Origin of the sequence: Bacillus sp. FDAARGOS_235, assembly GCF_002073415.2 — a bacterium.
GTDB classification, from domain to species: domain Bacteria; phylum Bacillota; class Bacilli; order Bacillales; family Bacillaceae_G; genus Bacillus_A; species Bacillus_A toyonensis.
The window spans coordinates 752624-778788 of the sequence record NZ_CP020437.2; the positions used below are offsets into that span (position 1 = coordinate 752624).

Annotated in this window: 30 protein-coding genes; 6 read left to right on the forward strand and 24 right to left on the reverse strand. The window is 34.1% G+C overall.

The window, feature by feature from the left end:
- Positions 1–276 precede the first annotated feature (276 nt).
- The 3 genes from A6J74_RS05445 to A6J74_RS05455 form a co-directional block, all read right to left on the reverse strand.
- Complete coding sequence (locus A6J74_RS05445; protein WP_000727478.1) at positions 277–1128, reverse strand: peptidylprolyl isomerase PrsA; 852 nt, start codon at positions 1126–1128, stop codon at positions 277–279.
- Positions 1129–1326: 198 nt separating this feature from the next.
- Positions 1327–2325 (reverse strand): glycoside hydrolase family 25 protein, encoded by a 999-nt coding sequence (locus A6J74_RS05450; protein ID WP_000540675.1) that lies wholly within the window; start codon positions 2323–2325, stop codon positions 1327–1329.
- A gap of 489 nt (positions 2326–2814) precedes the next feature.
- Complete coding sequence (locus A6J74_RS05455) at positions 2815–3411, reverse strand: hypothetical protein (protein ID WP_001157702.1); 597 nt, start codon at positions 3409–3411, stop codon at positions 2815–2817.
- Between the two features lie 272 nt (positions 3412–3683).
- On the opposite strand from A6J74_RS05455, the gene A6J74_RS05460 reads away from it, so the two are divergent.
- Positions 3684–3878: a hypothetical protein gene (locus A6J74_RS05460; RefSeq protein WP_000712072.1), complete on the forward strand. Its 195-nt coding sequence runs from the start codon at positions 3684–3686 to the stop codon at positions 3876–3878.
- 426 nt (positions 3879–4304) lie between these two features.
- On the opposite strand, the gene A6J74_RS05465 is transcribed toward A6J74_RS05460, so the two are convergent.
- The 5 genes from A6J74_RS05465 to A6J74_RS05485 form a co-directional block, all read right to left on the reverse strand.
- Positions 4305–4922, reverse strand: a complete 618-nt coding sequence (locus A6J74_RS05465; RefSeq protein ID WP_079995200.1) for a hypothetical protein — start codon at positions 4920–4922, stop codon at positions 4305–4307.
- A 117-nt stretch (positions 4923–5039) separates the two neighbouring features.
- Positions 5040–5576, reverse strand: coding sequence for a C1q-like domain-containing protein (locus A6J74_RS05470; protein ID WP_001278084.1), 537 nt, complete (start codon positions 5574–5576; stop codon positions 5040–5042).
- 131 nt (positions 5577–5707) lie between these two features.
- Positions 5708–5974, reverse strand: coding sequence for a DUF3947 family protein (locus A6J74_RS05475; protein ID WP_000500115.1), 267 nt, complete (start codon positions 5972–5974; stop codon positions 5708–5710).
- Positions 5975–6388: 414 nt separating this feature from the next.
- Positions 6389–6667, reverse strand: a complete 279-nt coding sequence (locus A6J74_RS05480) for a hypothetical protein (protein ID WP_002093762.1) — start codon at positions 6665–6667, stop codon at positions 6389–6391.
- A 200-nt stretch (positions 6668–6867) separates the two neighbouring features.
- A complete protein-coding gene (locus A6J74_RS05485; RefSeq protein WP_000135303.1) occupies positions 6868–7608 on the reverse strand; it encodes an N-acetylmuramoyl-L-alanine amidase in 741 nt (246 codons plus the stop codon).
- 636 nt (positions 7609–8244) lie between these two features.
- Between A6J74_RS05485 and A6J74_RS05500 the strand changes: the two genes are divergently transcribed.
- Positions 8245–8559, forward strand: coding sequence for a thioredoxin family protein (locus A6J74_RS05500; RefSeq protein WP_001206937.1), 315 nt, complete (start codon positions 8245–8247; stop codon positions 8557–8559).
- A gap of 628 nt (positions 8560–9187) precedes the next feature.
- Positions 9188–10069 (forward strand): cation diffusion facilitator family transporter, encoded by an 882-nt coding sequence (locus A6J74_RS05505; RefSeq protein ID WP_000380382.1) that lies wholly within the window; start codon positions 9188–9190, stop codon positions 10067–10069.
- On the opposite strand, the gene A6J74_RS05510 is transcribed toward A6J74_RS05505, so the two are convergent.
- The 5 genes from A6J74_RS05510 to A6J74_RS05530 form a co-directional block, all read right to left on the reverse strand.
- Complete coding sequence (locus A6J74_RS05510) at positions 10059–10694, reverse strand: phosphatase PAP2 family protein (RefSeq protein WP_002093763.1); 636 nt, start codon at positions 10692–10694, stop codon at positions 10059–10061. The genes A6J74_RS05505 and A6J74_RS05510 overlap by 11 nt on opposite strands.
- Positions 10695–10771: 77 nt before the next feature.
- A complete protein-coding gene (locus tag A6J74_RS05515; protein ID WP_000486638.1) occupies positions 10772–11527 on the reverse strand; it encodes a sporulation protein in 756 nt (251 codons plus the stop codon).
- On the reverse strand, positions 11509–12330 hold the full coding sequence (locus A6J74_RS05520) for a serine/threonine protein kinase (protein WP_000871044.1): 822 nt from the start codon (positions 12328–12330) through the stop codon (positions 11509–11511). Before A6J74_RS05520 ends, A6J74_RS05515 begins: the two co-directional genes overlap by 19 nt.
- The gene (locus A6J74_RS05525; protein WP_000473369.1) at positions 12330–12512 is read right to left on the reverse strand and encodes a hypothetical protein; all 183 of its coding nucleotides are present in this window, start codon (positions 12510–12512) and stop codon (positions 12330–12332) included. Before A6J74_RS05525 ends, A6J74_RS05520 begins: the two co-directional genes overlap by 1 nt.
- Positions 12513–12622: 110 nt before the next feature.
- Complete coding sequence (locus A6J74_RS05530) at positions 12623–12802, reverse strand: YozD family protein (RefSeq protein WP_000658452.1); 180 nt, start codon at positions 12800–12802, stop codon at positions 12623–12625.
- A gap of 149 nt (positions 12803–12951) precedes the next feature.
- Here A6J74_RS05530 and A6J74_RS29720 point away from each other — a divergent pair, with 149 nt between their 5' ends.
- On the forward strand, positions 12952–13107 hold the full coding sequence (locus tag A6J74_RS29720) for a DUF3930 family protein (protein ID WP_000456536.1): 156 nt from the start codon (positions 12952–12954) through the stop codon (positions 13105–13107).
- 4 nt (positions 13108–13111) lie between these two features.
- Here the strand turns inward: A6J74_RS29720 and A6J74_RS05540 are convergent, their stop codons facing one another.
- The 10 genes from A6J74_RS05540 to A6J74_RS05585 form a co-directional block, all read right to left on the reverse strand.
- Entirely contained in the window at positions 13112–13774 is a 663-nt protein-coding gene (locus tag A6J74_RS05540; protein ID WP_000101503.1) for a hypothetical protein, read from the reverse strand.
- 248 nt (positions 13775–14022) lie between these two features.
- Positions 14023–14238 (reverse strand): YozE family protein, encoded by a 216-nt coding sequence (locus A6J74_RS05545; protein ID WP_000750718.1) that lies wholly within the window; start codon positions 14236–14238, stop codon positions 14023–14025.
- A 72-nt stretch (positions 14239–14310) separates the two neighbouring features.
- The gene (locus A6J74_RS05550) at positions 14311–14583 is read right to left on the reverse strand and encodes a YokU family protein (protein WP_000995765.1); all 273 of its coding nucleotides are present in this window, start codon (positions 14581–14583) and stop codon (positions 14311–14313) included.
- Positions 14580–16001 carry a lysine 2,3-aminomutase gene (kamA, locus tag A6J74_RS05555; RefSeq protein ID WP_000902144.1) on the reverse strand — a complete coding sequence of 474 codons (1422 nt, stop codon included), beginning with the start codon at positions 15999–16001 and terminating at the stop codon, positions 14580–14582. The genes A6J74_RS05550 and kamA overlap by 4 nt, the downstream gene beginning before the upstream one ends.
- 210 nt (positions 16002–16211) lie before the next feature.
- Positions 16212–17597, reverse strand: a complete 1386-nt coding sequence (gene rocR / locus A6J74_RS05560; protein WP_002047977.1) for an arginine utilization transcriptional regulator RocR — start codon at positions 17595–17597, stop codon at positions 16212–16214.
- Between the two features lie 208 nt (positions 17598–17805).
- On the reverse strand, positions 17806–18663 hold the full coding sequence (ablB, locus tag A6J74_RS05565) for a putative beta-lysine N-acetyltransferase (RefSeq protein ID WP_000878583.1): 858 nt from the start codon (positions 18661–18663) through the stop codon (positions 17806–17808).
- Positions 18660–19928, reverse strand: coding sequence for a peptidase (locus A6J74_RS05570; RefSeq protein WP_080609409.1), 1269 nt, complete (start codon positions 19926–19928; stop codon positions 18660–18662). Before A6J74_RS05570 ends, ablB begins: the two co-directional genes overlap by 4 nt.
- Before the next feature lie 15 nt (positions 19929–19943).
- Positions 19944–20606, reverse strand: coding sequence for a CoA transferase subunit B (locus A6J74_RS05575; RefSeq protein ID WP_000525263.1), 663 nt, complete (start codon positions 20604–20606; stop codon positions 19944–19946).
- The gene (gene atoD, locus A6J74_RS05580) at positions 20591–21289 is read right to left on the reverse strand and encodes an acetate CoA-transferase subunit alpha (RefSeq protein ID WP_000208115.1); all 699 of its coding nucleotides are present in this window, start codon (positions 21287–21289) and stop codon (positions 20591–20593) included. Before atoD ends, A6J74_RS05575 begins: the two co-directional genes overlap by 16 nt.
- A complete protein-coding gene (locus A6J74_RS05585; protein WP_001205888.1) occupies positions 21286–22596 on the reverse strand; it encodes an aspartate aminotransferase family protein in 1311 nt (436 codons plus the stop codon). The genes atoD and A6J74_RS05585 overlap by 4 nt, the downstream gene beginning before the upstream one ends.
- Positions 22597–23599: 1003 nt before the next feature.
- Here A6J74_RS05585 and A6J74_RS05590 point away from each other — a divergent pair.
- Positions 23600–24349 carry a DUF4397 domain-containing protein gene (locus A6J74_RS05590; RefSeq protein ID WP_000083272.1) on the forward strand — a complete coding sequence of 250 codons (750 nt, stop codon included), beginning with the start codon at positions 23600–23602 and terminating at the stop codon, positions 24347–24349.
- 33 nt (positions 24350–24382) lie between these two features.
- On the opposite strand, the gene A6J74_RS05595 is transcribed toward A6J74_RS05590, so the two are convergent.
- Positions 24383–25501: a BA2291 family sporulation histidine kinase gene (locus A6J74_RS05595; RefSeq protein WP_000451750.1), complete on the reverse strand. Its 1119-nt coding sequence runs from the start codon at positions 25499–25501 to the stop codon at positions 24383–24385.
- Positions 25502–25754: 253 nt separating this feature from the next.
- On the opposite strand from A6J74_RS05595, the gene A6J74_RS05600 reads away from it, so the two are divergent.
- Positions 25755–26147 carry a YueI family protein gene (locus A6J74_RS05600; RefSeq protein ID WP_000247575.1) on the forward strand — a complete coding sequence of 131 codons (393 nt, stop codon included), beginning with the start codon at positions 25755–25757 and terminating at the stop codon, positions 26145–26147.
- Positions 26148–26165: the final 18 nt, after the last annotated feature.

Below are 26165 nucleotides of genomic sequence, written 5' to 3' on the forward strand. Positions count from 1 at the left end.
TATTTAAATGTAATATTATATTGTCTTACTATCTTTTTTATAACACACACACTAATTAGAAAAGGGAACTCAATATGAGTTCCCTTTTCTAATTCAAGTTACATAATACTTCTAGAGTTTTACCTTTAAAAATTTTATTTTATTTAGTTTTTTGTTTTTTACTTATCCGAATCATTCTAGTATGATTGTGTTTACCGAAGAAGTCTGCATTCTTTTTTCAAAAAAACAAAAAACAGAAGTCTAGCAAAATGCTACATTTCTGTTTTTTTATCCGTATTATTTCTTTTCTAGAAATTTAAATGTCTCTTTATATTCTTTATCATTCACCTTAATATCAGCATCTTTTAATAAATCATTGACTACTTGCTGTTTCCATTTACCTGTCGTATCTTGTAATCTTTGTTGTTCTAAATCTTTACGGATCTTATCCTTCACTTCTTCAAATGGTTTCAACTCTTTTTTATCGGTCACTTTAATAATATGGTAACCGTAAGATGTTTTAACTGGTTCACTTACTTGTCCTGCATTTAATTTATACGCAGCTTCCTCAAATTCTTTAACAGTTTGCCCAGGGCCAAAACCAGCTATTTCCCCGCCCTGTTCCTTTGAACCAGTATCTTCTGAGTACTGCTTCGCTAAAGCGGCAAAATCTTCACCATTATTCACTTTCTCTTTTACTTCTTTAGCGGTTTTTTCATCTTTTACTAAAATATGACTTACCTTCATTTCTGGTTTATAGTTATCTTTTACATCTTTTTCTGTGACAGTCGCTTTAATCGCTTTTTCAAATGCAATTTCTGGTTTCATTTTTTCTTTTAATTCATCTTCGTTTTTTAACCCAAGTTTTTCTAAAGTCTCTTTAAAATTGTCGCCCATTTTATCTTTTGCTTCTTTTACTTGTTTTGTTGCTTCCTCATCTGAAACTTTATATTTATCTAGCAGCGCCTTACTTAATACCATTTGATATAATGTACTTTCTCCATATTTTTGTTTTAATTCTTTACTTAACTCTTTCTCTGTAACATTTCCTACTTTTGATGTTACTACGTTGTCTGAGGAACCACATGCAGATAATGCGAGTACCACGCATGAAATAATTGTTCCCAAAAATAGCTTTTTCTTTTTCAATTCAAATACCTCACTTTTATTATTATGCAACGTAACTATACACCGTTATTGTGAAAACAGTGTGTTTTCCATATGTAATTCATTTCATTTGAATCAAATATGTATCATATTTTTTATACACAAATATGAAAAATCTTCTCACTATTTATTAATGAGAAGACTCTTTACGAATGCCTCAAAAACATTTAACGACTAAGGTTACTTAATGATTAAATGTTTTTCCGGTATCCAACTACTTTGTCCGATATCTACCGCATTTTTTACTCTTCCCCACACACGGTAAGATGTTGATCCATCTATATTTCCTTTATAATTAATACATTCAGGCTCTCCATAATAATTCACTCCGTACCCGACAGGATATTTTGAAGAAGCATAATACCATCTCACATCAAAATGGTTTAAATATACCCACTGCTTATCATTCCCTAAGCAAATCATATCTTTATCGCCGCCTCCCCAATAACTGTTTAAAATTAAATACGGGATTTTCTTAGTGATTGCACCTGTATACTGGGGGTTCACAGGATTTTCATATAAATTTATGCCGTATCCATCAGGATATTTTGAAACTGCAATACCAATACCACTTGATTGCTGCAAATCCACTACATTAGATTGATTTTCTTGATTCGAATCTATAAACCAGGAAAGTGACTTATTTCCTATTAATTGATTCAAATCACATTTCCCGATCCCAGGAACATTCCCCGAATCCGTATATTGCCAAATATCACACGGATACGCCGGCTTATTCCCTCCATAACGAGGAATCCATACAAAATCAGCATCAATATTACGCGCTCCAAACGATACATACGTGTGATGCCCAACATATAAACCTACTTTTTTCGCACCTAAACGACGTAATTCATCTATAAATACTTGTGTCCCGCCTTGCATATCTACCATCGTTTGTACTTCAACATCCGCCACCCAAAACGCAGCAGACTTATCGCCACGATTCCAAAAATCTTGTGCCTCTTTCTTTGCATCTGCAATAGAAATAAAACGACAAAATGCATAATTACCAAACGGAACACTATGCTTCTTCATTGCATTCACATAATTTTGATACATAAAATCCACCGTATTTGAACCATCTTGCACTCTAGCAATAACTAAATCTAGTTGAGGCGCTGCAATTTCCCAATTAATAGTTCCATTCCACTTTGAAATATCAACAATGTAACCCATTACAATTCAACTCCTTTTTATTATCATATTCAAAGCTTGTTTTAGCATAATCCACATATATCTATTACTATCTATCTATAATATAAATAAGAAGAAATCTTTATTTTTTGAAATATATAATCTTTAAAACTACTTCTTTCAATCTCTCCTCTAACTCATATAATTAGGCGTGAAAATATCAATTTATTTAAAAATGATTTTTCTGTTGATAATATAAAATCTTCTATATGTCCTATGTTTATTTGCTTGTACGTAGAAAACCCCTATATGTGAACTATCTTTTTATAATAGTCTAGCCTAACACTCATTGTTTATTTCATTTCTATCTGTAATCAACAATTCCATACGCTATCCAGCCTATTTAAAATTGAGTAAAACTATAATTTTTTTACATTTTACCACTGATTGCCAGCCAATAAATTTTGGTACAAAATAATATTAATACATAAAAAAAGACATTTCCGATTTTTGAAAATGTCTTTTTGCATCTTAATAAAACAACTTTGGTTCTAAATCTTTATTTTGTAATTGTGGATTTTCACTGTTCATAACGCAACTTGTGGAAAATAATATTGGGATATCACAAACATCATCCTGCATTACATCACGAAACACATTTGCAGCAACACCTGTAAACGTTTGACATAGATTTGAAATATCATCATTAAAAAATTGAATCACTTCCGCTTTAAAAACTGGAAATACAACATTCACTCCACCAGGGAACTGAGGTTGTACCACAACTTGTTCAAAATAAGGATTATTCTCTAACGCTACTTGAAATAAATGCGCAATTTCAAATGCATCTAGTGGACAAGGAAATGGATTTACAATTTCATTTTCATTATTCGTTACAATAACCGTTACACTTACATTTCCAAATTGTACAGAAGATTTTAGAAGCGTTGCTAATGCTCTCGCTTTTTCATTACTTAACGCATGCACTAAAATAATATAATTCCCGCCAACCGGAATAAGTGGCCCCACTGTAACTGTTGGATCAGCACCAATTGAATTTCTTAGTTCATTAAAATGTGTGATCCACGGTGGTGAAAGCTGTGGCTGAGCTTGTACATTTTCTTGCATTCTTTTATTACCTCCTCATACTATTCTTACTACCGTAATATGTATCAGGACATAAAATGCATTAGATAATCAAATCATTTTTCATATTATATTAATTATACATTTCATAGAGTATTCTCCGCTTTTCCCCACATGTTTATGTACTTATACGACAATGAGGTTCTATATTATAATCAACTTAACAAAGATTTCATATTATATAAATACACCTTAATAATCATTTAAATCAAAAGGTGAAGCACATATAATGTGGAATATTAGGAGCTGATTTCATGAAAAAAGAACCTATCGTGTTCAAAGTTCCACCGAATTCAAAACTAAAAGTTACATTTTTCGGTCCTTGTAACGAAGTAATTACAAATGTTTCTATAATTAATCAACTACTCACCCCTAAATGCCAAACTATCACGCAATATCCAAACTTTAAGAAATATGTAACTGAAGTACGATCATTATCCCATTGTTAGTCCCCATCATGCACGATTTTCACAACTTTGTTACCTAGATTATTTCGAAAGAAAACAACTACATCCCTAAACTAAAATTACTCATTTCATGATATTCCATTGATAATTTATTGATTCTTTACACATTTTCATTAAACACGCATATATTATCCTATGGAGATTATCCACTCATAAAACCTATCTTTCTTTTGAGCATACTTTTTATGTATGCTCTTTTTTTATATCCATCGTGTGGATTCGACAATAACCTTCTATATATTATACTCTCACTATTACCATTCATTTCTCTTCTATTATATCTAATTCATAAAACACTCATATAATAAACGAAATTAAATCTGATTGCTTATATATTTTAGAAAAACAATAAAAAGCCCACACTATTTAGTGAGGGTCTTAACAAACTTTCTATAAAACATCTACTTATCAGCTCCATTCAATTGGAGAAGGAAACCTTGCCGCTTCAAAATGAACAGTATTTAAACCATTAACGTTTTGTACAATAACGCCATCAATACTACTTTCTGCGAAAATTTCAACTACATCCCCTGCTTCTAATTGAAGAATAGAAGTGACTGAAACATCATTATTAAAAAATACCCCTGTCCCAAAGTAATCATTATCTATAGCTATTGCTGTATTTCCATTTACACGAATTTCTACTCTAGCTCTGTAATTCACATTAATATCATTTGGTGAGAATGTTATATTCCCTAATACACTATACACCCCTCTAGTCTTAGGCATAAAAGTGGATGTTACTGGATTATATTCATTTGCTAAATCAAATTGTTCATTTTGAAATAACACTTTAACAGACGTATTTGCCAGAATAGGTTGATTAACTGTATTCACAGCTCTAAATGCCGACGCTCTTACAAGCTCCTCTTTCTTATTACCACAACAATTTACTTTTACATACTTCCCATCACATTGACTACTTTTCCTATAACAATCATGACTCTTCTTTTTGTACTCGTTACAATACTTACAGTAATAATAAAACGTAGTAAGTCCCCCTTTAAATTTATTATTACATACTATGCAAAATTGATTAGAAAAGCTTGGATGAGCTGTTACTATTATTAATAAAAAAATGAATCCCCACCTGTTTGGTGAGGATCTATTATTAAACTTCTATTCATTTTTAAATTACCTACTTTATTTAGTAGGAGACGGAAATCTTGCCGCTTCAAAGTGCGAACCATCTTCTAAGGGGCTTAAAACACCATCTATACTACTTTGTGCATAAATCTCAACTGTATCTCCTGCATTCAATTGAATGATTGTTGAAACACTTACAACATTTCCAAAACCTATTGGACCAAAAAAGTCATTATCTATAGCTATTGCTGCATTTCCATTCACACGAATTTCTACACGAGCTCTATAATTTAAATTTGTATCGTTTGGAAAGAAACCAATCGTTCCAATAATAGAATATACGCCTTTCGTCTTCGGCATAAAAATAGACGTTGCTGGATTATACTCATTTGCTAAATCAAATTGTTCATTTTGGAATGACACTTTCACAAAAGTATTAGCAGGAACATTTTGATTTACAGTATTTCTAGCTCTAAATGCTGATGCCCTAACAAGGTTATCCTTGTTGGCATGACACTTACTAGTGTTATTACGACAATCATGTTGCTTCTTTTTATAATCCTTACAATACTTACAGTAGTAATAACAAGACATACTCGTTCCCCTTTCAAGCTTATTACTACATATTATGCAAGATTGATTAGAGAGGTTTGGACTAGCTATTCTTATTTTTAAAAGGGTGCTTTTTACTTGCACCCTTTTGTATTCATTTTATTCCTCTATATTTATAAATTGAATACTGTTCCATATGGAATTGAAGTAAAAGCAATTCCATATGGTGTAAAATGTTGCGTTGGGTAAAAATACTCCATTGAGGAATAATACGGTTGTATACCTTGCTGCATTTGCATTTGTTGTTGCATTTGCATTTGTTGTTGCATTTGCAATGCTTGTTGAACAGCTTGAACTGTACTTTGTGCCCCGCTATACGTTATAGCCGTACCATACGCTGGTCGTATGCCAACTTGAGAATCCACATATGAATAAAACATTAATTTCAACTCACTTTCGAATAAGTTATTACAAAGTATGTTATGTATAATTATTTCAGTGAGTGCTAAGAGCTAGTCTACTAGCCTTTAGCACGTTTTTCATTTTAAACGTTTCTATTGCCCTCCTAATTTCCTATTTCACTTCCAAGCTTCATCTGCTAATAATACTTTAACTATTAAAGGTGATTTTATGATCCAAAAATAAATGTACCTCAAATAAAAAACTATATGTGGCTAGCTCTATCAGCCCTCCTTATATAGGTGAACTTACAACCTTTTTCATACATTCTTAATTTATTAGTATTTGTGAATGAAAAGTCACTTCATATATTTTGGAGAGACTTTTCATTCACGATTTTCCGATAATTCCTTAACAAAATAAAAAAGTAGCTTTTAGGCTACTTTAAATTGCTTTTATCCCCAAGAGAAATGATATATATATTCTCCCGTTACACTTTCATTAATCCCAGTAATCCTTACAAATCGCATTAAGTCTGCTCCTTGAAGAAAATACATCGTAAGTGTAACTGGTACCTGTGACCACATAAATTGATAAAGCTCGTTCACTCTCTGCTTTGTTGAAACAGTTACATCATATACAGGACCATTATTCCACGCAGAAGTTTGAACTGCAGTGAACGGAAGGTCTTTCCCATTTACCACTATTCTTGCCACACTTTGAGTTATGTCCACAACAATCTCCTCCGCTATTCCAAAATTAGACCTGTTTCCATACTCATATTCTTATAAATATTCGTAGCTTTAATAAATGCTTGAGGAAAACCTCTATTCAAATTAATTTATTTTATAAAATAAAAAAGCAGCCTACTCATCATACGAGTAGGCCTCTTTTTTTCGCTTTACATAGGCTTATTGGTATTTACATAGTATGTTTACTTAACAGTATATGCCCAGCCTTTACGGTCAAGATAATCAGTGAATGCTTTTAATTGAGTATCGCTAGTTGGATCAGTTACAGGATAAACATAGCCATCACTTCTAAGAATTAAGTTACCTGTCATCTTAACTGAGTTTAAAGCACTTACTAATTCAGCCAAGTTTTCTTTACCTATTCCACCAACTTCGACAATATTACGTTTTTGAGGTGGTTGGCTACCTCCACCAGATTGTCCAGTTAAAGCAAAAACGATTGAATTAGCGATTTTATCAACATCCCATTTTGCCATGTCGGAATCATTATCAATGAATCCTAATTCGATAAGAATAGCTGGTGCTTTAGTCCCATTCAATACTGCTAAATCTTTACGTTGTTTCGCACCACGATCACGCCATCCAATATCTTTTGCTAGTTGAGCTGAAATTTTAGATGCTAGTTCATTCTGATCATAATACAGCACTTCAACACCCTGCCCAGTCCCATCACTTGCATTAAGGTGAAAAGCAATAGCTAAATCTACAACATGTGAATTACTATTACGAATAATATTATTTAAATTTTGAGCTTGAGTGCTTCCTACTTCGTCCGTATCATCATAGACTGTGTGTCCTAAAGCTTTTAACTTGGCCGCAACCGCATCTTTAACTTGACGATCCAAAACATGCTCTTTCCGATTTCCCCAGTTAGCCCCTTGTACAATACTATTGTGTCCTCCATGTAAACTATAACGCGCCATTACTCAACATCTCCTTTTTTATTAGTATATTCAGAGATTTCCTCATGGTCTGTCCATATACCTAAGTCCATACCAAGTGCAGACAAATAAGGCGCTAATTCATCTAAAATCTTTTCGCATACCGAATTTAATATAATAAAATTCAAGTAAAGAAAAAACCGCAACCCATTTTTTCAGTTACGGAATCTTTTTTGTATTCTCTTTTGAAAAATTCATTATGAATCACTCTCACTTTCTAATTATCTAGTCCATTTAGTTTTAATGTCACTCTATTAACGATACTTCCCCATAAATATCTAAAGAAATTTCTAATCATGCCATCCCAGCTACTTGCAAAAAATGAAGAAAAAGCTTATAAAGAAAAGTGAGGTTCCTGATATTCGGTTTCATAATCTAAAGCAATCCCTTAACATTAATGTTGCAATAATGTATTTAACTAAAGATCGTAAGCGAATGATTAGGACATGAAAGAGTAGGCAACACATTAGACACCTACTCACAAGTTGTACCAGACCTACAAGAAAAAGCAGTCGAAGATTTTGCAAACAATCTATTTCAAAAATACTAATGTTTGCAATTACGGATTTCGCATACAAATACTAGCTTATCCGTGTAACATTGAGAGGAGTCAAAAACATGAGAGAAATCAAGTCTGAAAAAGAATTCAAAGACATCATCGCAAGTGAGGAGCCAGTAGTTGTTAAGTTCTTTACTACATGGTGCCCAGATTGTGTACGCATGGACAACTTTATCGGAGAGGTAATGGAAGAGTTCAATAAGTTTGAATGGTATTCTATTAATAAAGATGAGTTCCCAAGTATCGCTGAAGAGTATCAAGTAATGGGTATTCCAAGTTTACTTGTATATCAAAATGGCGAGAAGCTAGGCCACTTACATAGTGCTAATGCAAAAACTGAAGAGCAAGTTACTGAGTTTTTAGAAGCATACTAAGATGAAAATCCTCTGAAAAATATTTTTCAGAGGATTTTCATCTTTTTTCACAATTATTGTCGTAGCTCTTTCTTCATGACCAATGTATATAATTACACTCCTTCCCCCTTCATCCCCTAAGTATAGATGTATACGTTCGTATCACCACTTTCATATGTAATTAATATATCGTATTGTCGTATTTCGCCACTTTCCTTTTGTTTTTTCATTTCAATCCAAAAATTATGAACCCCATTGATTATTTGTTTGTTTTCTATGTTCATTACATATCTTTCATTTAATCCACCGTATCCTTTACATGTAGATATTGATCATTTAGAAATATAATACTTCTTCACAATTTCATCATTTGATGAATTACATCCAGTCATTATTAGAAAAATACATAGTAAGAAAAGTATTCGTTTCTACATCCACCTACCATCGTATCCCTTTCATTGTGAATGATTCCCAATTATATTCATACCCTCACTTTGTACTTTTCAACATATTTTTCCTTAACGAAACATTGTTACCCCCTACTTAAAAAGCTATAAAGTGTCAACAATGTTTGTATAGACCCACACGAGTTTCATTTGATACTCTATGTATAGAAAGAAATTCCTTTAAAGAAAGGTGCGTGATTAAAATGGATACTCTTTCTCATAAAGAAGCTGATAAAGGTGCTATTGTCAGCATTATGGCCTACATATTTTTATCCTCTATGAAAATTATCATCAGTTATATTACCCTCTCTAGCGCATTACGTGCTGACGGTTTGAATAACTTAACGGATATTGGTGCCTCTTTAGCAATATTAATCGGTTTAAAAATTTCTCGTAAACCTCGAGATCCAGATCATCCATATGGGCATTCGCGTGCAGAACAAATAGCTTCGCTTGTTGCTTCTTTCATTATGGCAACGGTCGGATTAGAAGTTGTTATTAGTGCCATTCAATCATTTTTAAATCCGAAACAAGCTGCGCCCAATGTACTTGCTGCATGGGTAGCTTTATTTTCTGCTGTCGTTATGTACTGTGTATTTAGGTATACGAAAAAGATTGCAATTCGAACAAAGAGTAAATCATTAGAAGCTGCCGCAAAGGATAATTTATCAGATGCGCTCGTAAGTATTGGTACAGTTGTAGGCATTGTCGGCTCACAGTTCCAAATGCCTATTTTAGATCCTATTGCCGCTCTAATTGTCGGCCTTATTATTTGTAAAACTGCATGGGAAATTTTCGTAGAAGCTTCTCATATGCTAACAGATGGCATTGATCCTAATAAAATGGAAGAATATGCTGATGCTATTGAGCATATTTCTGGTGTGGAAAACATTGTAGATATTCGAGCGCGTATGTACGGGAATCAAACGTACGTTGATATTACAATCGAGGTAGACGCTCGTATGGATGTTGGAGAAAGTCACTGTATTACTGACAACATCGAAGCCATGCTTCGAAAAAAATTCGGAATTTACCATGCCCACATTCATGTTGAACCAATGGAAAAAGAACCTATTATGACATAGGTTCTTTTTTTATAAACGCTTTATGAAATATAACACATAAAACGAGCCAGCTACCGCCAGCTGCCCATCCTGCTAATATGTCAGATGGAAAATGCACGCCAAGATATATTCGGCTAACTGAAATAGATAATACAACAAAGCTTGCTATAAGAATAATCAACAGTTTTTTATGCAATGAAATACGCTCTTCAGTAATTGTGACGTATGCAATAAATCCTAAAAAAGCAGTAGCATTCATCGTATGACCGCTCGGAAAACTATATCCAGTTGCAGTAACAAGCTGCGTTACATCAGGTCTTGCCCGTTCATACCATAGTTTAAGCATACTGTTTAAATAACGAGATCCGTAGTAATTAATTGTTAGAAGTAATGCACTAAGCAACTTTTTTCTAACGAGAAAATACATTACAAGAATAATGAGTAACGGAAAATATATTCTTTTGGAACCGATAAAGGACACCCAAGTAAAATAGGTTGTCAAATAATCGTTTCGAAAACTTTGAATAAAGTGTGCAACTATATTGTCAAATTTCTCAATACAAGCGGTATGATACGAAAGTGATAGTGCGACAAAACAAATGAGTAGAGTAAAGCTTAACAAGTATAAATGTCGATATCGTTTCACATACATAACCTCACTATGCAAAAAAATGGAGCGGTTGTTTTAGTTTTCCTCTCCATTTCTTTTTTATGCATAGTTTATTAAAAAATATAATTGTTAATTTTTTGCTGCATCGTTGGGATATCTTCATTCGTTACTGTAAAGCGAATAACCTTCTCATCCAGATCAAGTGCTTCTGCAAATAAACCTGCCAATCCACGTGATTTTCTATCTACTTCCATAATGATTTCTAACCGATCGTGGGAACTTGGCAAGATTAATAATTCTAATTCATCTAATTTCCCATAATACTGTCCTGAAACAGGAATAAACTCAAACTCTTGTGCGAATGGTACTTGCTTACGTAATCGATATGGTAATTCTTCGCATTCTATATGACGCGCTTTAAAACCTAATTGATTTACACTCTCTAATACACTGTTCAATAGTGCATTTGGCAACACTTGAATGTAATCACGGTCACTTGGATCAATACTATTTTTAATATCAAGGCCTGTATGAACCCAAACCGTTTTCATTCCAAGTGTTAGTGGTGCTTCAATTGGCATCTTAAATGAAAATGGAATTTCTTTCTTTTCATTTGGCTCTACAGAAAATGGATCTGTTAAACGAACTCGCTCTAAGTCAAACGTTGCTGTTACTTTTTTATCATCCACTTCTCTTACATATGATGTAGATAACGTTAAGTAAATGCTTTCAATTTGTTGGCTAACTGATCCCCCAGTTATACGAACCTTCCCTACTATCGTTTCTCCAACTACATACTCCTCTTTTTCAAGAACAGTATCTACTTTTGCACTACCAATGCCAACACTCGCTAAAAACTTTTGAAACATGGAGTCTCCATCCTTTCTAAAGCAAAAGCTATATCTTTTTTTAAATCTTGTACATTCTCATAGTACGGTGTTTTTATTTGTAACATTCGCATCAATATTTCACGATTATCATTTTTCAAAGTTAACTCTTCATACCATGGCTTTTCATGTTTTTCAATAGATTCATATCCTGCATATAATAAAAATAACGAGAAATGGCCAAGCGCATAAAAATCGCTACGAAAGTGAACTTCTCGCATCAAAGCTTGTTCACCTTCATACGTTGTAGCTCGCTCATCATCCTCACCTTTATATTTAGCTAATCCAAAATCAATAATACTAATTTGATTTTCTTTCATTAATATGTTCGGAATACGTAAATCTCGGTGAATAATACCTTTACTATGAAAAACTGAAACAATTCCTAATATTTCATATAAAATTTCAAAAACTTCACGTTCTTTATATACACGCCCATCTGAGAAAATATAATCTTCAAAATTTTCACCAGGCATATATTCCATCACAAAAAAGCTTTTTTTCCCCCATAAGAACTGATCATAGAAACTAGGAATTGCTTGATGATTCAATGTTTGTAAAATCATTTTCTCTTGCTCAAATGATTTTCTACCAGACTCATATCTTTGTTTACTTTGTCTTAACTGTTTTAAGACTTTATATCTATTTATTTGTAAATCATTAACGACATATGTAACCCCATAACTGCCCATTCCAATTACTGATTCAATTTTATAACGTTCTGCTACAATTGTATTTTTTCGCAGTGGTCTATCAAATAAAGCTAGTACACGATGCCATTTCATCAGCTACTTGAAAAGAAGCTACGGCTTTTACGTTTTCTTTTATAATGTTGGTGTCCATAACCAGAAGAACGTCGCTTATAGTCACTACTTGAATAAGAGCGCCCTCTATGACGATAATCACTACTCGAATACGAACGATTTTTTTTCTTTCCTAATAAAGAATCAATAATTTTTTTGAACATCCCTTCACCTCTTTAGTAAAATTTTCTCTTAATTATACCAATAATTTATAAGCACATTTGTGACAAGTTTGTAAAGAGTAAAAAACGACGAGTTTAGCCCGCCGTTACTTTCAATCTTCCTCTTCATCAAAAACTTCGTCAATCATGCATTTCTCTAATAAATACTCGAATGTAATATCTGCGAGATCTTCAATTTCCTCTCGCTTTGGGACGTATCCCCTTTCAATTAGTTGCTCATAAAAAAACTCCGCAATCTCTTCCGTATCAATTACGACTTCAATTTCCTTCATGAGCATCACTCCTTTATTTCTGTTTTATGAAAAAATCTCAAAATTATGTATATGAGATTAGAAAAATAGTTTTTCTTTTTTATAGGTCATATCATTTGGACGAGGTGCATACGATGGTAGTACAAGCTATCCAAAAGGGGGAAATAATAATGGAATACCAATACGAAGTAGAACAAACAAAAGAAGAGTTCATGCATGAAGATCAATGGGCAGACTCTCTTATTAAATGGCTTTTTATTTTTTTAATAATTGTAGGCATACCTTATACTGCATATGTTGTTGTTCAATTTATTCTCTCTGTCTAGTTAACTATTTTTTCTCTGTCAATTTAACTAAATAATTATGAACAACATCCATAACAATTTTATATTCTTCATCTTTAAATGTATCAAATAACAATTGATAATCGTTATAAATATCAAGTAACCCATCTATGATTTCTTGACGATTTGTCTTAACACTCACTTTTTTCGAGTTGTTAATTGACTTTAATTTTCCTAAATCCAATTTATTCATGCCAGCTTTATCTTGTTTCATTTTCTTCAAAATTGCATTTGCCGTTTGAGCATTGGCAAGTAAAGTTAAATCTGATTCATCCGCTTCTAACCATTCACCATCCGTAATTCGTGATAACTCATATATCGTATCTTCCCATGCGTCATTTTTGTATCTCCATACCTCTGTACGAAAACCAACAATACGGAAAACATCTTTATCATATCCAGTCACTTGCACGAGATCACCAAAGGTGAAATTATAATTTAATTCAATCCACTCCGTATCGCCCTTTTTCATTTCTTGCTCTGTAACGTGCTGCAATGTTTGTTCTACATAAAATCCATCGTGATTATTGACTTCGTATACATAAACCCCATCTAAAACTTTCATATTTGTGATTTTACCAACGGTTCCATATAGCGTAATCACGACTATGTCCCCTACGTTGTATTTAGGTTGTTTTTTTCTTGCCATCTCTATCTCTCCTTTTTTTGACGTCGTGATTTTGATAACAGTATATGCAACCTACTTAAAAACGCTTATCACAGAAGCTTATATTCATAAATTTTTTCGATAAAAAAATATCACTACATAAAATTTATGTGAAACGCAAAAAAAGCTAGTAAATAGACTAGCTTTAAATCAAGACATTTCATATAAAAAAACATACAGAATACTTCACTTTCAAAAAGTAATGTATTCTGTATGTTTTCAAATCGTTTTTATCCTTCTTGTATGTATAAATCCCACGCTTCATCAAATATAGACATACTTTCTAGCATTCCACTTAACTCTAAGTATGAACTAATTTCATCATAGTCTTCAGATTGCTTCGGAAAACTTAAATCATCATACATTGCCTCTGCTAAATCTGAAATTTCATTTCTAAATAAAGCTGCGCGATGCTTCATCATATAATGGTAAAATGTCTTTTTCAAAAATATTCCCTGCCTTTCTAACTTGGATACATTATACAAGGCAAAAAAGAAAAAAACCAGCATAAAAGCTGGTTAAAAGTCGAAATAATTTCTTTTTAATAGTCTTGGTCTTCCCATTAACTCTTCATATGTTAGTTGTTTTGGCAAATCTTTCGTATAAATTAAAAACAACTGATCTTCAATTTCTTTTACAGTATGGTCTGCTTGATAGTCCATTCCACATGAGGAACAAGAAATACATGGTGTCTTTTGGATTTCAATGGCTTTCGTACCATCTGGTAGTTCCCAATACACAGTATTCAAGCTTTCTTTCGCTTCTGTACTGTCACACCACATACAATTCATACTGCATCACCCTCAGTTTTTTTGTCGTTTTCTTCTAATTTAGCCATTTGCGATTGATATTTTTTATCTTTTAATTGGTCTCGCTTATCACGTTTATCTTTTAAAGATGCATGCGTATCATTATCTTCATAGTCTTTACGACGGTTCATACGCTGTAAATCATCTGGAACAAGGTTAAATTTCTTATCGCTCATAAGACCTGCAATACCAACATCTGAACGTTTTTCTTCATAGTTCGGATAAATTTCTTTAAAGTAACCTTCAGCTCTTCCTGGAATGTAGCTCTCTGGTTCTGGATACGTCGTAATAACCCCTTCAAAGTTACGAAGTACAACTTTATCCGCACTTTGTGAAATTAAATAGTTTGGCTGAAGCGCAATTTTTCCGCCTCCGCCCGGTGCATCCACAACGAATGTCGGTACTGCATAGCCAGAAGTATGTCCACGTAAGCCTTCAATAATTTCAAGACCTTTAGAAACTGGTGCACGGAAATGTCCAATACCTTCAGATAAGTCACATTGGTAAATGTAATATGGACGTACACGGATTTTTACTAAGTCATGCATTAGCTTTTTCATAATTGGAACGCTATCGTTAATACCTGCTAAAATTACCGCTTGGTTTCCAATTGGAACACCCGCGTTCGCTAGCATTTCACATGCTTTTTTCGATTCCTCTGTAATTTCAATAGAAGTGTTGAAATGTGTATTTAACCATACTGGATGGTACTTTTTAATAATGTTACATAAGTTTTCTGTAATACGTTGCGGGAATACTACTGGTGCTCTCGTTCCGATACGAATAATTTCAACATGCGGAATCTCTCGTAAATTTTTTAATACGTATTCTAAAATTTTATCATTAATTAGAAGACCGTCACCACCAGAGATTAAAACGTCACGTACTTGTGGTGTTTCACTAATATAAGCAATCGCATCGTCTAATTGTTTCTTCGGTACACCCATTCCAATTTGTCCACTAAAACGACGGCGTGTACAGTAACGACAATACATAGAACATTGATTCGTTACTAAGAATAATACGCGGTCAGGATAACGATGTGTTAGCCCTGGAACTGGTGAATCTTCATCTTCATGAAGTGGATCTTCTAAATCATATTTCGTTTTATATAACTCTTCCGAGATCGGTACAGATTGCATCCGAATCGGACAGCGTGGGTCATCAGGATTCATTAGCCAAGCATAATACGGTGTAATATTTAACGGGATCGTTTTCGTTGAAATTTTAACGCCCTCTTCTTCTTCAGGTGTTAAGTTAATCACTTTCCTTAAGTCATCTAACGTTTTGATCGTATTCGTTAATTGCCAAACCCAATCATTCCATTGCTCTTCAGTAACATCTTTCCATAATTCGATATCCTTCCAGTGACGATTTGGTTTGTATACATCATGTAACATTGCTATTCCCCCTTTTTATACGCTCATCCTTTATATAAGCAATTGTTATGCCAACTTCATATTCTTGATAAGTAAATGTGCGAAATACCCTATTATATAGGAGAAAAAATATTTTCAAGTGCAGTAATAACAGAATATTAACTATCATATTCATTACCTTTTATATATGTAAACGTTCTTTTATTGGTGCAAACACACAAAAACCGCCGATTATTCGGCGGTTTTGTCGTACTTACTCAGTTTATATTGAAGAGTTTGACGCGGAATACCTAACATTTTTGCTGCTTGCAAAATATTTCCTTCCGTTTCAATCAACGCTTGGTCTATTAATTCCTTTTCTGTTTGATGAAGAGCTTCCCGAAGCGGTAATATACTTTTCTTCTTTTGAAGTTTCTCTTTCTTAAATATACGAGGTAAACAATTTGCGGTTAATGCATTTCCTTCCGCAATAATGACAGCATGTTCAATTGTATGTTTTAACTCACGAACATTTCCAGGCCATTGATAAGCTTGTAGTCTTTCTTTCGCTTCCTTATCAATTTGAAGTACACCTTTTTTATAGCTTTTATTATATTCTTTCAAGAAATAAGAAGCTAATAGTAATACATCCTCAGTTCTTTCACGTAGTGGCGGGATATATAATGAAAACACATTTAATCTATAATATAAATCAGTGCGAATTTTATTTTCTCGTAAACATACTTCTGGCGGCTGATTCATCGCGGTAATCACGCGAACATCTACTTTCCTCGTCTTATTATCACCGATTCGTCTAATGACTCCATCCTCTAATACACGTAGCATTTTCGCTTGTAAATCGAGCGGCATTGAATTCAGTTCATCTAAAAATAATGTTCCTCCATCTACAAGTTCAAATAAGCCTGCCCGTTCAATCGCCCCTGTATAGCTACCTTTTGTCGTTCCAAACAGTAAGCTTTCTAATAGTGATTCTGGTAAAGCTGCACAGTTTTGTGCAATAAATGGCTTGTTTTTTCTTTTAGAAGCTTCATGAATTGCTTGCACGAACAGTTCTTTTCCTGTTCCCGTTTCACCATATATTAAAACGTTTGCATCTGTTGGCGCTACTTTTTGCGCTAACTCTTTCGTCTGTTTAAAGCGAGAATCATTTGTCACTATCGTCTCAAATGCAGCATGCTTTTTAATCACTTTTTTTCTAGACGATCGCTTTATTTTCGACTGTAAATCGACAATGGTATCAGTTAGCTTTTGAATTGTAGAGTAGTCTTTCGCAATTTCAACAGCACCAGCAATATTCCCATCTATAAAAATAGGTAACGTCGTATTTACAGTACAAACATCTTCTCCATTTAAATTTTGATAATGTTGCACTTGATGTACAATTGGTTTTTTTGTATCTAAAACTTTCATCAATGTACTCGTTTCCCTAGTTAAAGATGGGAACGCCTCTAACAAATGCTTTCCTAACACTTTTTCAATTTTGGATCCATCGTGTTTCGCAGCAACTGTATTATAAAAAATTGTAATACCATTTTCATCTACTGCGTGTATAGCCTCATCAATACTGCCCAAAATCGCTTCAATGACTTCTTGTGTCGAAACTGCTAGCAATGTCATCCCCCCTTTTGCCGAAAATTCAGCAAATACTATGCCGAATTTCCGGCATACCTATGTGCGATTATAAGCATGACGATTCCGTTCTAATATTTTGATGAAATTTATTTTTGATTAGATAACGTAAAACTTTAATTAGTCGGGCTTTTACGAGCGGCCCGATTCCCACCTAACTTTTTTACTTTACAGCCGAATTTTGAGGCGGGAGCCTTCATGCTTTCGAATAGCTAGATAAATCTTTTACCCATATATTCATATCTTCCAACTTATCGAAAATGTAGCAATTGTTCGCCAGTCTTCCTGTATATGTATAGCCTAACTGATGAAAGGCAGCATTCATACCGAAAGATAGCGATCGAGCAATTGTATAGGAACAGAAAATAGATTTTTCTTGAAGCTCTTCTTCTAACTTAATGAGCAAACTTTTCATAAACCCATGTTTACGATATTCAGGTAAAGTAGCACAATTCGTTAATTCTGCATTGCCTTCCTTTACGTTCATTTCTGCAGACGCTGTACTAATGATTTTCCCCTCAAATTCATATACGTAGTAAATTGTATCGTCTTCTTTCATCGTCTGTAATACATAACTCGCTTCATTTAAAGGTGTCGGATACACTTCAAATACTTTTCCAAAGACAGTTGCTAATTCTTCTGCATCTTCTTCAGTCGCTTTTCTTAACAGAAATTTCTCCGGGACTACTTTTTCTTTTACTTCTTTTGCTTTTACACCACTTAAAATAGTATCTTCCTCAGACCAATGAATACTATTTCGTCTTTCATCATTATTATATTTCACAAAGAAGTATGCATCGTGTCCTTGAAAATAATGAGGTATCGTCGCTTCCAATAAGAAACCGAAAGAGAGCCATGTTGAAACATGCTCTCCCTTTCCTTTAATAATACATTTAGTGAAAGAATGTTTCTCTGCTAGTCCGTCAATTGTCTGTATAATACTTTCAACATTTCCTGTATAGTGATCTATTCGAATACGTTTATTAAAATAATCTAAAACTCCTTCTACTGTATGGCAATTTGTCTGCTCTCTAAAAGATTCATAGTATTTCATTTTTTCACCTCACACCAATCTAGTAATGTACATGCAATAATTTTTGCGGCAGCTATCATTTTATCAATTTCTATATATTCGTTTGGATAGTGTGCTACTTTCGTCTCTCCCGGACCAAATACTATCGTTGGTACACCTGAGATTTGTGTAAATAAACCTCCATCAGTCCCCCACGGAGATGCTTCAATCATTGGTTCCTTCCCTTCAATTTCAACAAAGTTATGCTGAAGTGTTGTAATTAACTCATGGTTTTCTTCTAGTTCACCAGGAACCCATCTCGCTCCAAACCATTCTACCTCTACTGGATTTTCAACAAACCAATTGTCCACATCATGTAATTCAGCGATCCAACTCTCAAACTCTTCTTTTGCTGCCTCTATAGTCTCATTCGGCGCAATACCATATCTTCCTTCTAAAATTAACGAATCAGGAACAGAACTTGGCCAGCTACCACCTTCAATTTTCCCAATATTAATTGGAATTGGAATCGGAATTCCTTTAAATAACGGATCAGTAATTCGACCATTTCTCTTCTCTTCTAATTTTCTCAAATGATCTATAACAAACATGCTTTTTTCAATTGCACTTACTCCTTCATAACGTGTACCACCGTGTGCAGCTTTCCCTTTTACATGTAGACGGAACCACATTGACCCTTGTTGCTTCGGGAAAAACTTCATATTAGTCGGTTCTGGAATAATGACACCATCTGCCTTATATCCTCGTAATATAGTCGCTAATGTCCCTGCCCCGCCACTTTCTTCTTCTATGACACTTTGAAAATAAATATCTCCTTTTAATTCAACACCAGATTCAATAATCGCTTCCATCGCAAGCATAAGTGCGACATTGCCGCCTTTCATATCCGTCGTTCCGCGGCCATATATACGATTCCCTATTTTCTCACCACTATATGGGTGATGGTCCCATTGATTCGCATCGCCGTCTGGTACTACATCAATATGCCCATTTAATATCATAGATTTTCCATCGCCGCTTCCTTTTAAAGTTGCCACAATGTTCGGGCTGTCTGAAAAACTTGTACGTGGTGATACAAAATAAGGATGATCTTTCATTTTAGAAAAAGATGGTTCCCAAATATCAAGATCTAAACCTAGCTCACGTAATTTTTCAATCACAATTGCCTGCGCACCACTTTCATCACCAGATACGCTTTTTTCTTGAATTAACCGTGTTAAAAATTTCACACTTTCCTCTTCATGACTCTCAATATAATCACAAACTTGCTTTTTTAATTGCTTCATATATTATATCTCCCCTCATTCAATAACTAGTAAGTTAGAGCCAATTTGAAACTCAGCTTCCGTATGTCGCTTTATATCTTCTACTGTATACGGGCTCATTAATTCTTGTAAAATGAGTCCACTCGAAGTCACTTCCATAACCGCCATATCTGTAATAATTAAATCTACACATTTCTTTGACGTTAATGGCAATGTACACTCTGAAACAATTTTTGCATTTCCGTATTTATCAACATGATTCATCACAACAACGACACGCTTCGCTTTTTGTGCTAAATCCATCGCTCCCCCAATACCGGGCACACGTTTCCCTGGTACAATCCAGTTTGCTAAATCTCCATTCTCACTCACTTGTAATGACCCAAGAATCGTTATATCTAGTAAACCTTTTCGAATCATCCCAAACGCAGTGCAGCTATCAAAATAACTCGCTCCTGTAATAAGAGAAGTCGGTAAACCTGCTGCATTACATAAATTCTCGTCTTCATTCCCTTTACTTGGCGTTGGCCCCATACCGACGATTCCATTTTCTGCATGAAACATTACATTTATATCGTCAGGCAAATGATTCGGTATAAGCGATGGAATGCCAATACCTAAATTTACAATCATGCCATTTTGTATTTCTTTCGCCGCACGCCTAGCAATCTTATCTCTCACTTCTACGCCCATACCCATTTCCAATTCACTCCTTCCGACGGTACGATATAATTTACGAAAACACCTGGAACGACAATTTCCTCAGGATCTAAACTTCCAAGTGGAACAATTTCTTCTGCTTCTACAATCGTTATGTCCCCAGCCATAGCAACATGAGGATTCATATTCCGCGCACTTTTGTCGAATACAAGATTACCAAACGGATCAGCTTTTTTCGCATAAACAATCGCAACTTCAGCAGTTAATGCAGTTTCAACTAAGTATGTCTTGCCATTCATTTCGACTGTTCGTTTTCCATCTTCAACAATCGTATCAACACCAACATCAACTAAAACACCACCAAGCCCTACGCCTCCAGCGCGAATACGCTCTGCTAATGTTCCTTGCGGGGAAAACTCAATTTGTAATCGTCCTTCATTTAACTGTCTTCCTGCATTTGGATTTGAACCAATATGGGAAGTAACTAAAGACTTAACCCGTTCATTTGTAACAAGACGACCGATTCCTACATCAGGAAAGCCAGTGTCATTTCCTATTAAATTTAAATTTGTAACTCCCTTTTCTAAAATAGCCTGTATTAAAGTTGGAGGGGATCCAATTCCCCCAAATCCCCCAAACATTAATGTCATATCATCATGGAACAAAGAAATTACTTCCTCTATCCCTTTTAATTTATTGAATGTATTTGTAATTGTTGTCATACGATACTATGCCCTCCTTTTTGCATCATCTCTTCTACACTTTTTGCAAAAATTGAAAGTAATTCATCTAACTCGGAATATGTAGTTGTCATTGGCGGTGCCACAAGCAGTGCGCTATCTTCTTTTCCTGCTTGCCCTGAAACAGCTTGGTATAAAAGGAGACCATTTTTAGCTGCAACCGAAATAAGCTCCGAAGCTTTTGTAAACGGTTGCAATTCTATTCCGATCAGCAACCCTTTTCCACGCACATCCGCAATAATTGTCGATTGTTGCTGAACTTTCTGTAGTCCCTTAATTAAATATTCTCCCTTTTCCGCTGTTTTTTCAGGTAGATTATGTTTCTCCATGTATTCAATAACAGCTAGAGCCGTTGCTGCAGATAATGGATTTGCACTTAGCGTATGACCACTCATAACAGAACGTGACCCACGTAAAATTGGCTCCATAACTCGGTCACTAACAATCGTCGCAGCCATTGGTGTATATCCCGCTCCTAATCCCTTACCAAGCGTCATAATATCCGGTTCTACACCCCAATGCTCCATCGCAAACCATGCACCAGTACGACCAAGCCCAGTCATTACTTCATCCGCAATGAATAAAATATCGTAATGACTACAAATATCTTTAATCACTTTATAATATTCTTTCGGCGGTACAACCGCACCGCCAGCTGCTCCGATAATCGGTTCAGCAATAAAAGCTGCAATATGCTCCGCACCAATTCTTTCAATTGATCTTTCTAGTTCAGTTGCACAAGCAAGCTGACAAGTTGGATATACCTTTTGTACAGGGCACCTGAAACAATATGGGGCTGGAATAGTTGGATAATCTTCCAAAATAGATACGAAACGTTGTCTGCGCAGCGGATGCCCAGACATTGACAAGGCTCCCATCGTAATACCGTGATAGCTCATCCAGCGTGATAAAATTTTATGTTTCCCTTGAATACCGCGCTCCTGAAAATGCTGAATTGCAATTTTCATAGCTGTTTCATTTGCTTCCGTACCACTATTTACGAAAAAGCTCCAGTTCAAATCTCCTACACTTAAATCACTTAACTTCTTTGCTAGTTTTTCAGCTGGTTCACTCGTAAACTGTGATCTATATACGAAAGCAATCTCCTCTGCTTGCTTTTTAATAACATCTGCAATCTCCTTTACGCCATGTCCAATACCTGCCGTAATTGCTCCTGACGAACCATCAAAATATTTATTTCCGTTCTGGTCATACAAATATACACCTTTTCCATGTGAAATCATTGGATACGGCTGACCAACAAGTGGTTTAATTAAGTAATCGCGCATAGCGCTCCCCCATTTCTTCAATTTGTATATGTATATGAAGAAAATTGACGTTTCTTTCATAAAAAAGAATCCTCTGCACAAGCAGTGAATTTATCAAAATACTATTATAAAATATACAAATGAGTGCTAATAAATGTTTCGAAAACAGAAAATTCAGAACTTAAAACGAAGACCAATCCTTATCTATACGCTCAAATAACCCTCCCTTATATAAAAGTAACGTATTACTAAATGTTTTCCTAACATAATGACAGCTTCCCTCAAATGCCGACATTGTGTAAACTTCGACGGAACTCCCTTTAAACTCCTTCCTATTATCCTACTTTAAATTGCATATTTCCAAAAAAATTTCGACAATTATCTCGCCGCAATGATAACAATCTTTTTATAGAAACTAATTTTCCACATTTAATATTTTCAGTTTATACATAAAAAAAGAACCGATTAACCACATTAATCAGTTCGGCACGACGCTCTTTTATCAATATTACTGGGACTCGCTAAAATAAATCAAAAAACCATACGTTTTACGAATTCAACAGTCATATAACGATTTTTCACACAAATTCCTTCATAACTTCATTCACAATCATAATCGGGATATCCCCATCCCAAGGTGCCACTCCTTCCACCGAAGTTAAACTACCTTTCCTTTATAAATTATGTAGGACAATTATCCCTTTGTATGTGTGTTTGCCTATAAATTAAAAAATCCCTTTACTAAAAATTTTTTATACATGTATTCGATACGTTGATTGAAATGCCCTTATAATTTAGTCTTTTTATATTTTTATTACTCCTAGTAAATATAAGCTTCTATTCAACTTAACTAACTCCATATACATCTCTTTTAGCACCACTTTACTAGCCAATAATACTCAGACATACTTCTCCCAAAATATGTTTTTAATCTTTTACTTTTCCCATTCAGAAATACAAGTTTTTCGCATAACCTCTTTCTCACTTCGCATATAGTTTTAATGATGACAAAGGAGGAATGTGCATGTCTCAATCTGAAATCGAAAAATATGGACAAGAAGCTGTACGTTACGATCAGCTCGCCCGTTACTATCAATATAGCAATCCCAAAAAATATGTAGAACTATATATGAAGTATTACGATGCACTTACAAAACTTGTACAGGCATATGAAAAAAGAGATTCACAAGAAGCTGCTTTACCGTCACATATAAGAATTTTTCATTCTGCACCAAACACGCCTGCGGTTGACATTTTAGTAAATGGACAAAAGGTAATCAAAAACATTTCATTTAAGCAATTTAGCCCCTATTTATCATTAGTGCAAGGTAAATATCGCATTGATATCGTCCCTGTCGGGAACGAAACTCCAATTTTTTCAGCTTTAGTACCGATAATGGGAAATCATACGTATACACTTGCCGCAATAAATAGTGATAATCACCTACAATTACAACCTATACTTGATAATACACATATACCATCTGGGCAAGCCAAAATTCGATTTATGCATTTTTCTCCAGATACCCCTGTTGTTAACGTAGATTTAAAAGGTGGAGATCATTTATTTGAAAATGTGCTCTTTAAACAAATAACAGATTTTTTACAAGTTAGCCCTGGTACAGCAGATATTGAAGTTTCACTCGCAGATAATAAAAAAATCCTGTTAACTTTACCTAAATTCGATGTTGAACCGAATATAATTTATACCATTTCAATAGTAGGTTATTCAACTAAAGACCCTAAATTAGAAGTCGTTATACTTACAAATTAAAACAGTCTACACCATTTATTTGGTGTAGACTGTTTACTTTTGAAATGCAATTTGAAATTCTGTCCAATCGCTATCTGAACGACACATAATGGACCCGTTATGTTTTTCTACAATTTGTTTACATACAAATAACCCAATACCAGTTCCTAATTTTTTAGTAGTTACAAATGGTTCAAAAATCGTTTCTACATTTTCAGCTGGAATCATCGGTCCATTATTTTTTATCACAATTCGAATAGCTTGCTCTTCTTCAAAAACATCAATGATAATTTTCCGCTCTTCTTTCATTGCTTCCATAGCGTCAATTGAGTTCATTAAAATATTTAAAAATACTTGCCTCACTTCACTCCGATAACCAACAAGTGGTATTGGATACGGCAAATTCTTTTCAATCGAAACATTTGCATTAACCAAACTCGGATATAAGAACTGTATAATATCTTGGAACAAGTCATTAAGCCAAAAACGTTCCGATTCATTCCACATTTCTTTTTTCGAAACGAGTAAAAATTGCGAGATTCGAAAATTTAATTGATCTAATTCATGCGAAATGATATCTAAATACGATAAACTCGGATGGTCTGCCTTTAATAATTTGACAAATCCCATAATTGAAGTAAGCGGATTACGAAATTCATGTACAAAACTAGCTGACATTTGGCCTAAAATCGTCAGCCTTTCTTTATGTGTTTCATTAATATATTGCTGTTTTTCCTCTAAATTCCTCGATATAATTTCCGAGTATTTTAAAACGGTATAATAAATTAATTTGTCAAAACAAGTATGTATTTTGGCCATAATTGGTTTCAATTCACGAGCGCTAACATCTAATTCACACATCGCTTCAAAAAGTTCATTTCTTCCCACATTTGCATTATAAACAAAGTCTCCAATATTCGCATCTGCTCCTGCTCGTTCAATTGCGATTTTCTCGCATAATGGTTGAAGATAATTTATATCTTTATCTTCCATAGTAAGTTCGATTATTAACTCTAATAAATCCTCTCCATTTTGAACTACTTCTAGTTTAAATGGATCTTTTTCGGAAATTATCATTTTGTTTTTCCAGTTCTCTACGAATTGGTGCCTATTGTTTTTCAAGTGTGAACAAAATACTTCTTTAATATCCTTATCGATTGGAAAAACCTCCATTCACTCCATTTCCATACGACGAATACCCTTTATATTTTGAATATTAACACAAAAAATATGTTTCGTTAATAGATTATTGTCACATTTTGTTAATTTCTGTTGATAAAATTATTTTTTTCTTTCTTATTTAATTATTTATATTCAAATCTCTCTTTTTCCTTCTCATTTTTTTAATTATTTCCATATTCAAAACGACTTTTTTTGCATCATTTTTAATTCTTGCGTACAATAGGAAGTGAAAGGTGTGAAAAATATGGTAAATAAAAATGTGGAAGACTATCTCCAAGAAGGCATTTATGGCCAAAAGCAAAACAAACCAGAAGAACGTAATATGTATTTAACTACATTACGTGAGCGCGTAGAAATCGCTTTAACTATCGGTCAAGTAATGCAAAGTAATGTATATACTGAAGTAGCAAGTAGCATACGCTCTTCTCAATCATTACAAATCCTCCTAAACGGTGGCATTGCTTACCCACATTTATCAAAATACATTAAATTAGCAAACGAAAAAAATATTCCTTTTACAATTGTTCAAAATAAAGATACAGCAACACCAATCGGTTTAGTATTATCTCATAGCACAGCTGTAGATAAAGAACAAATTTATGTAGAAGATGCTATTTTCAAACAAGAAATGAAGTAAAATAAAAGGTACACTTAA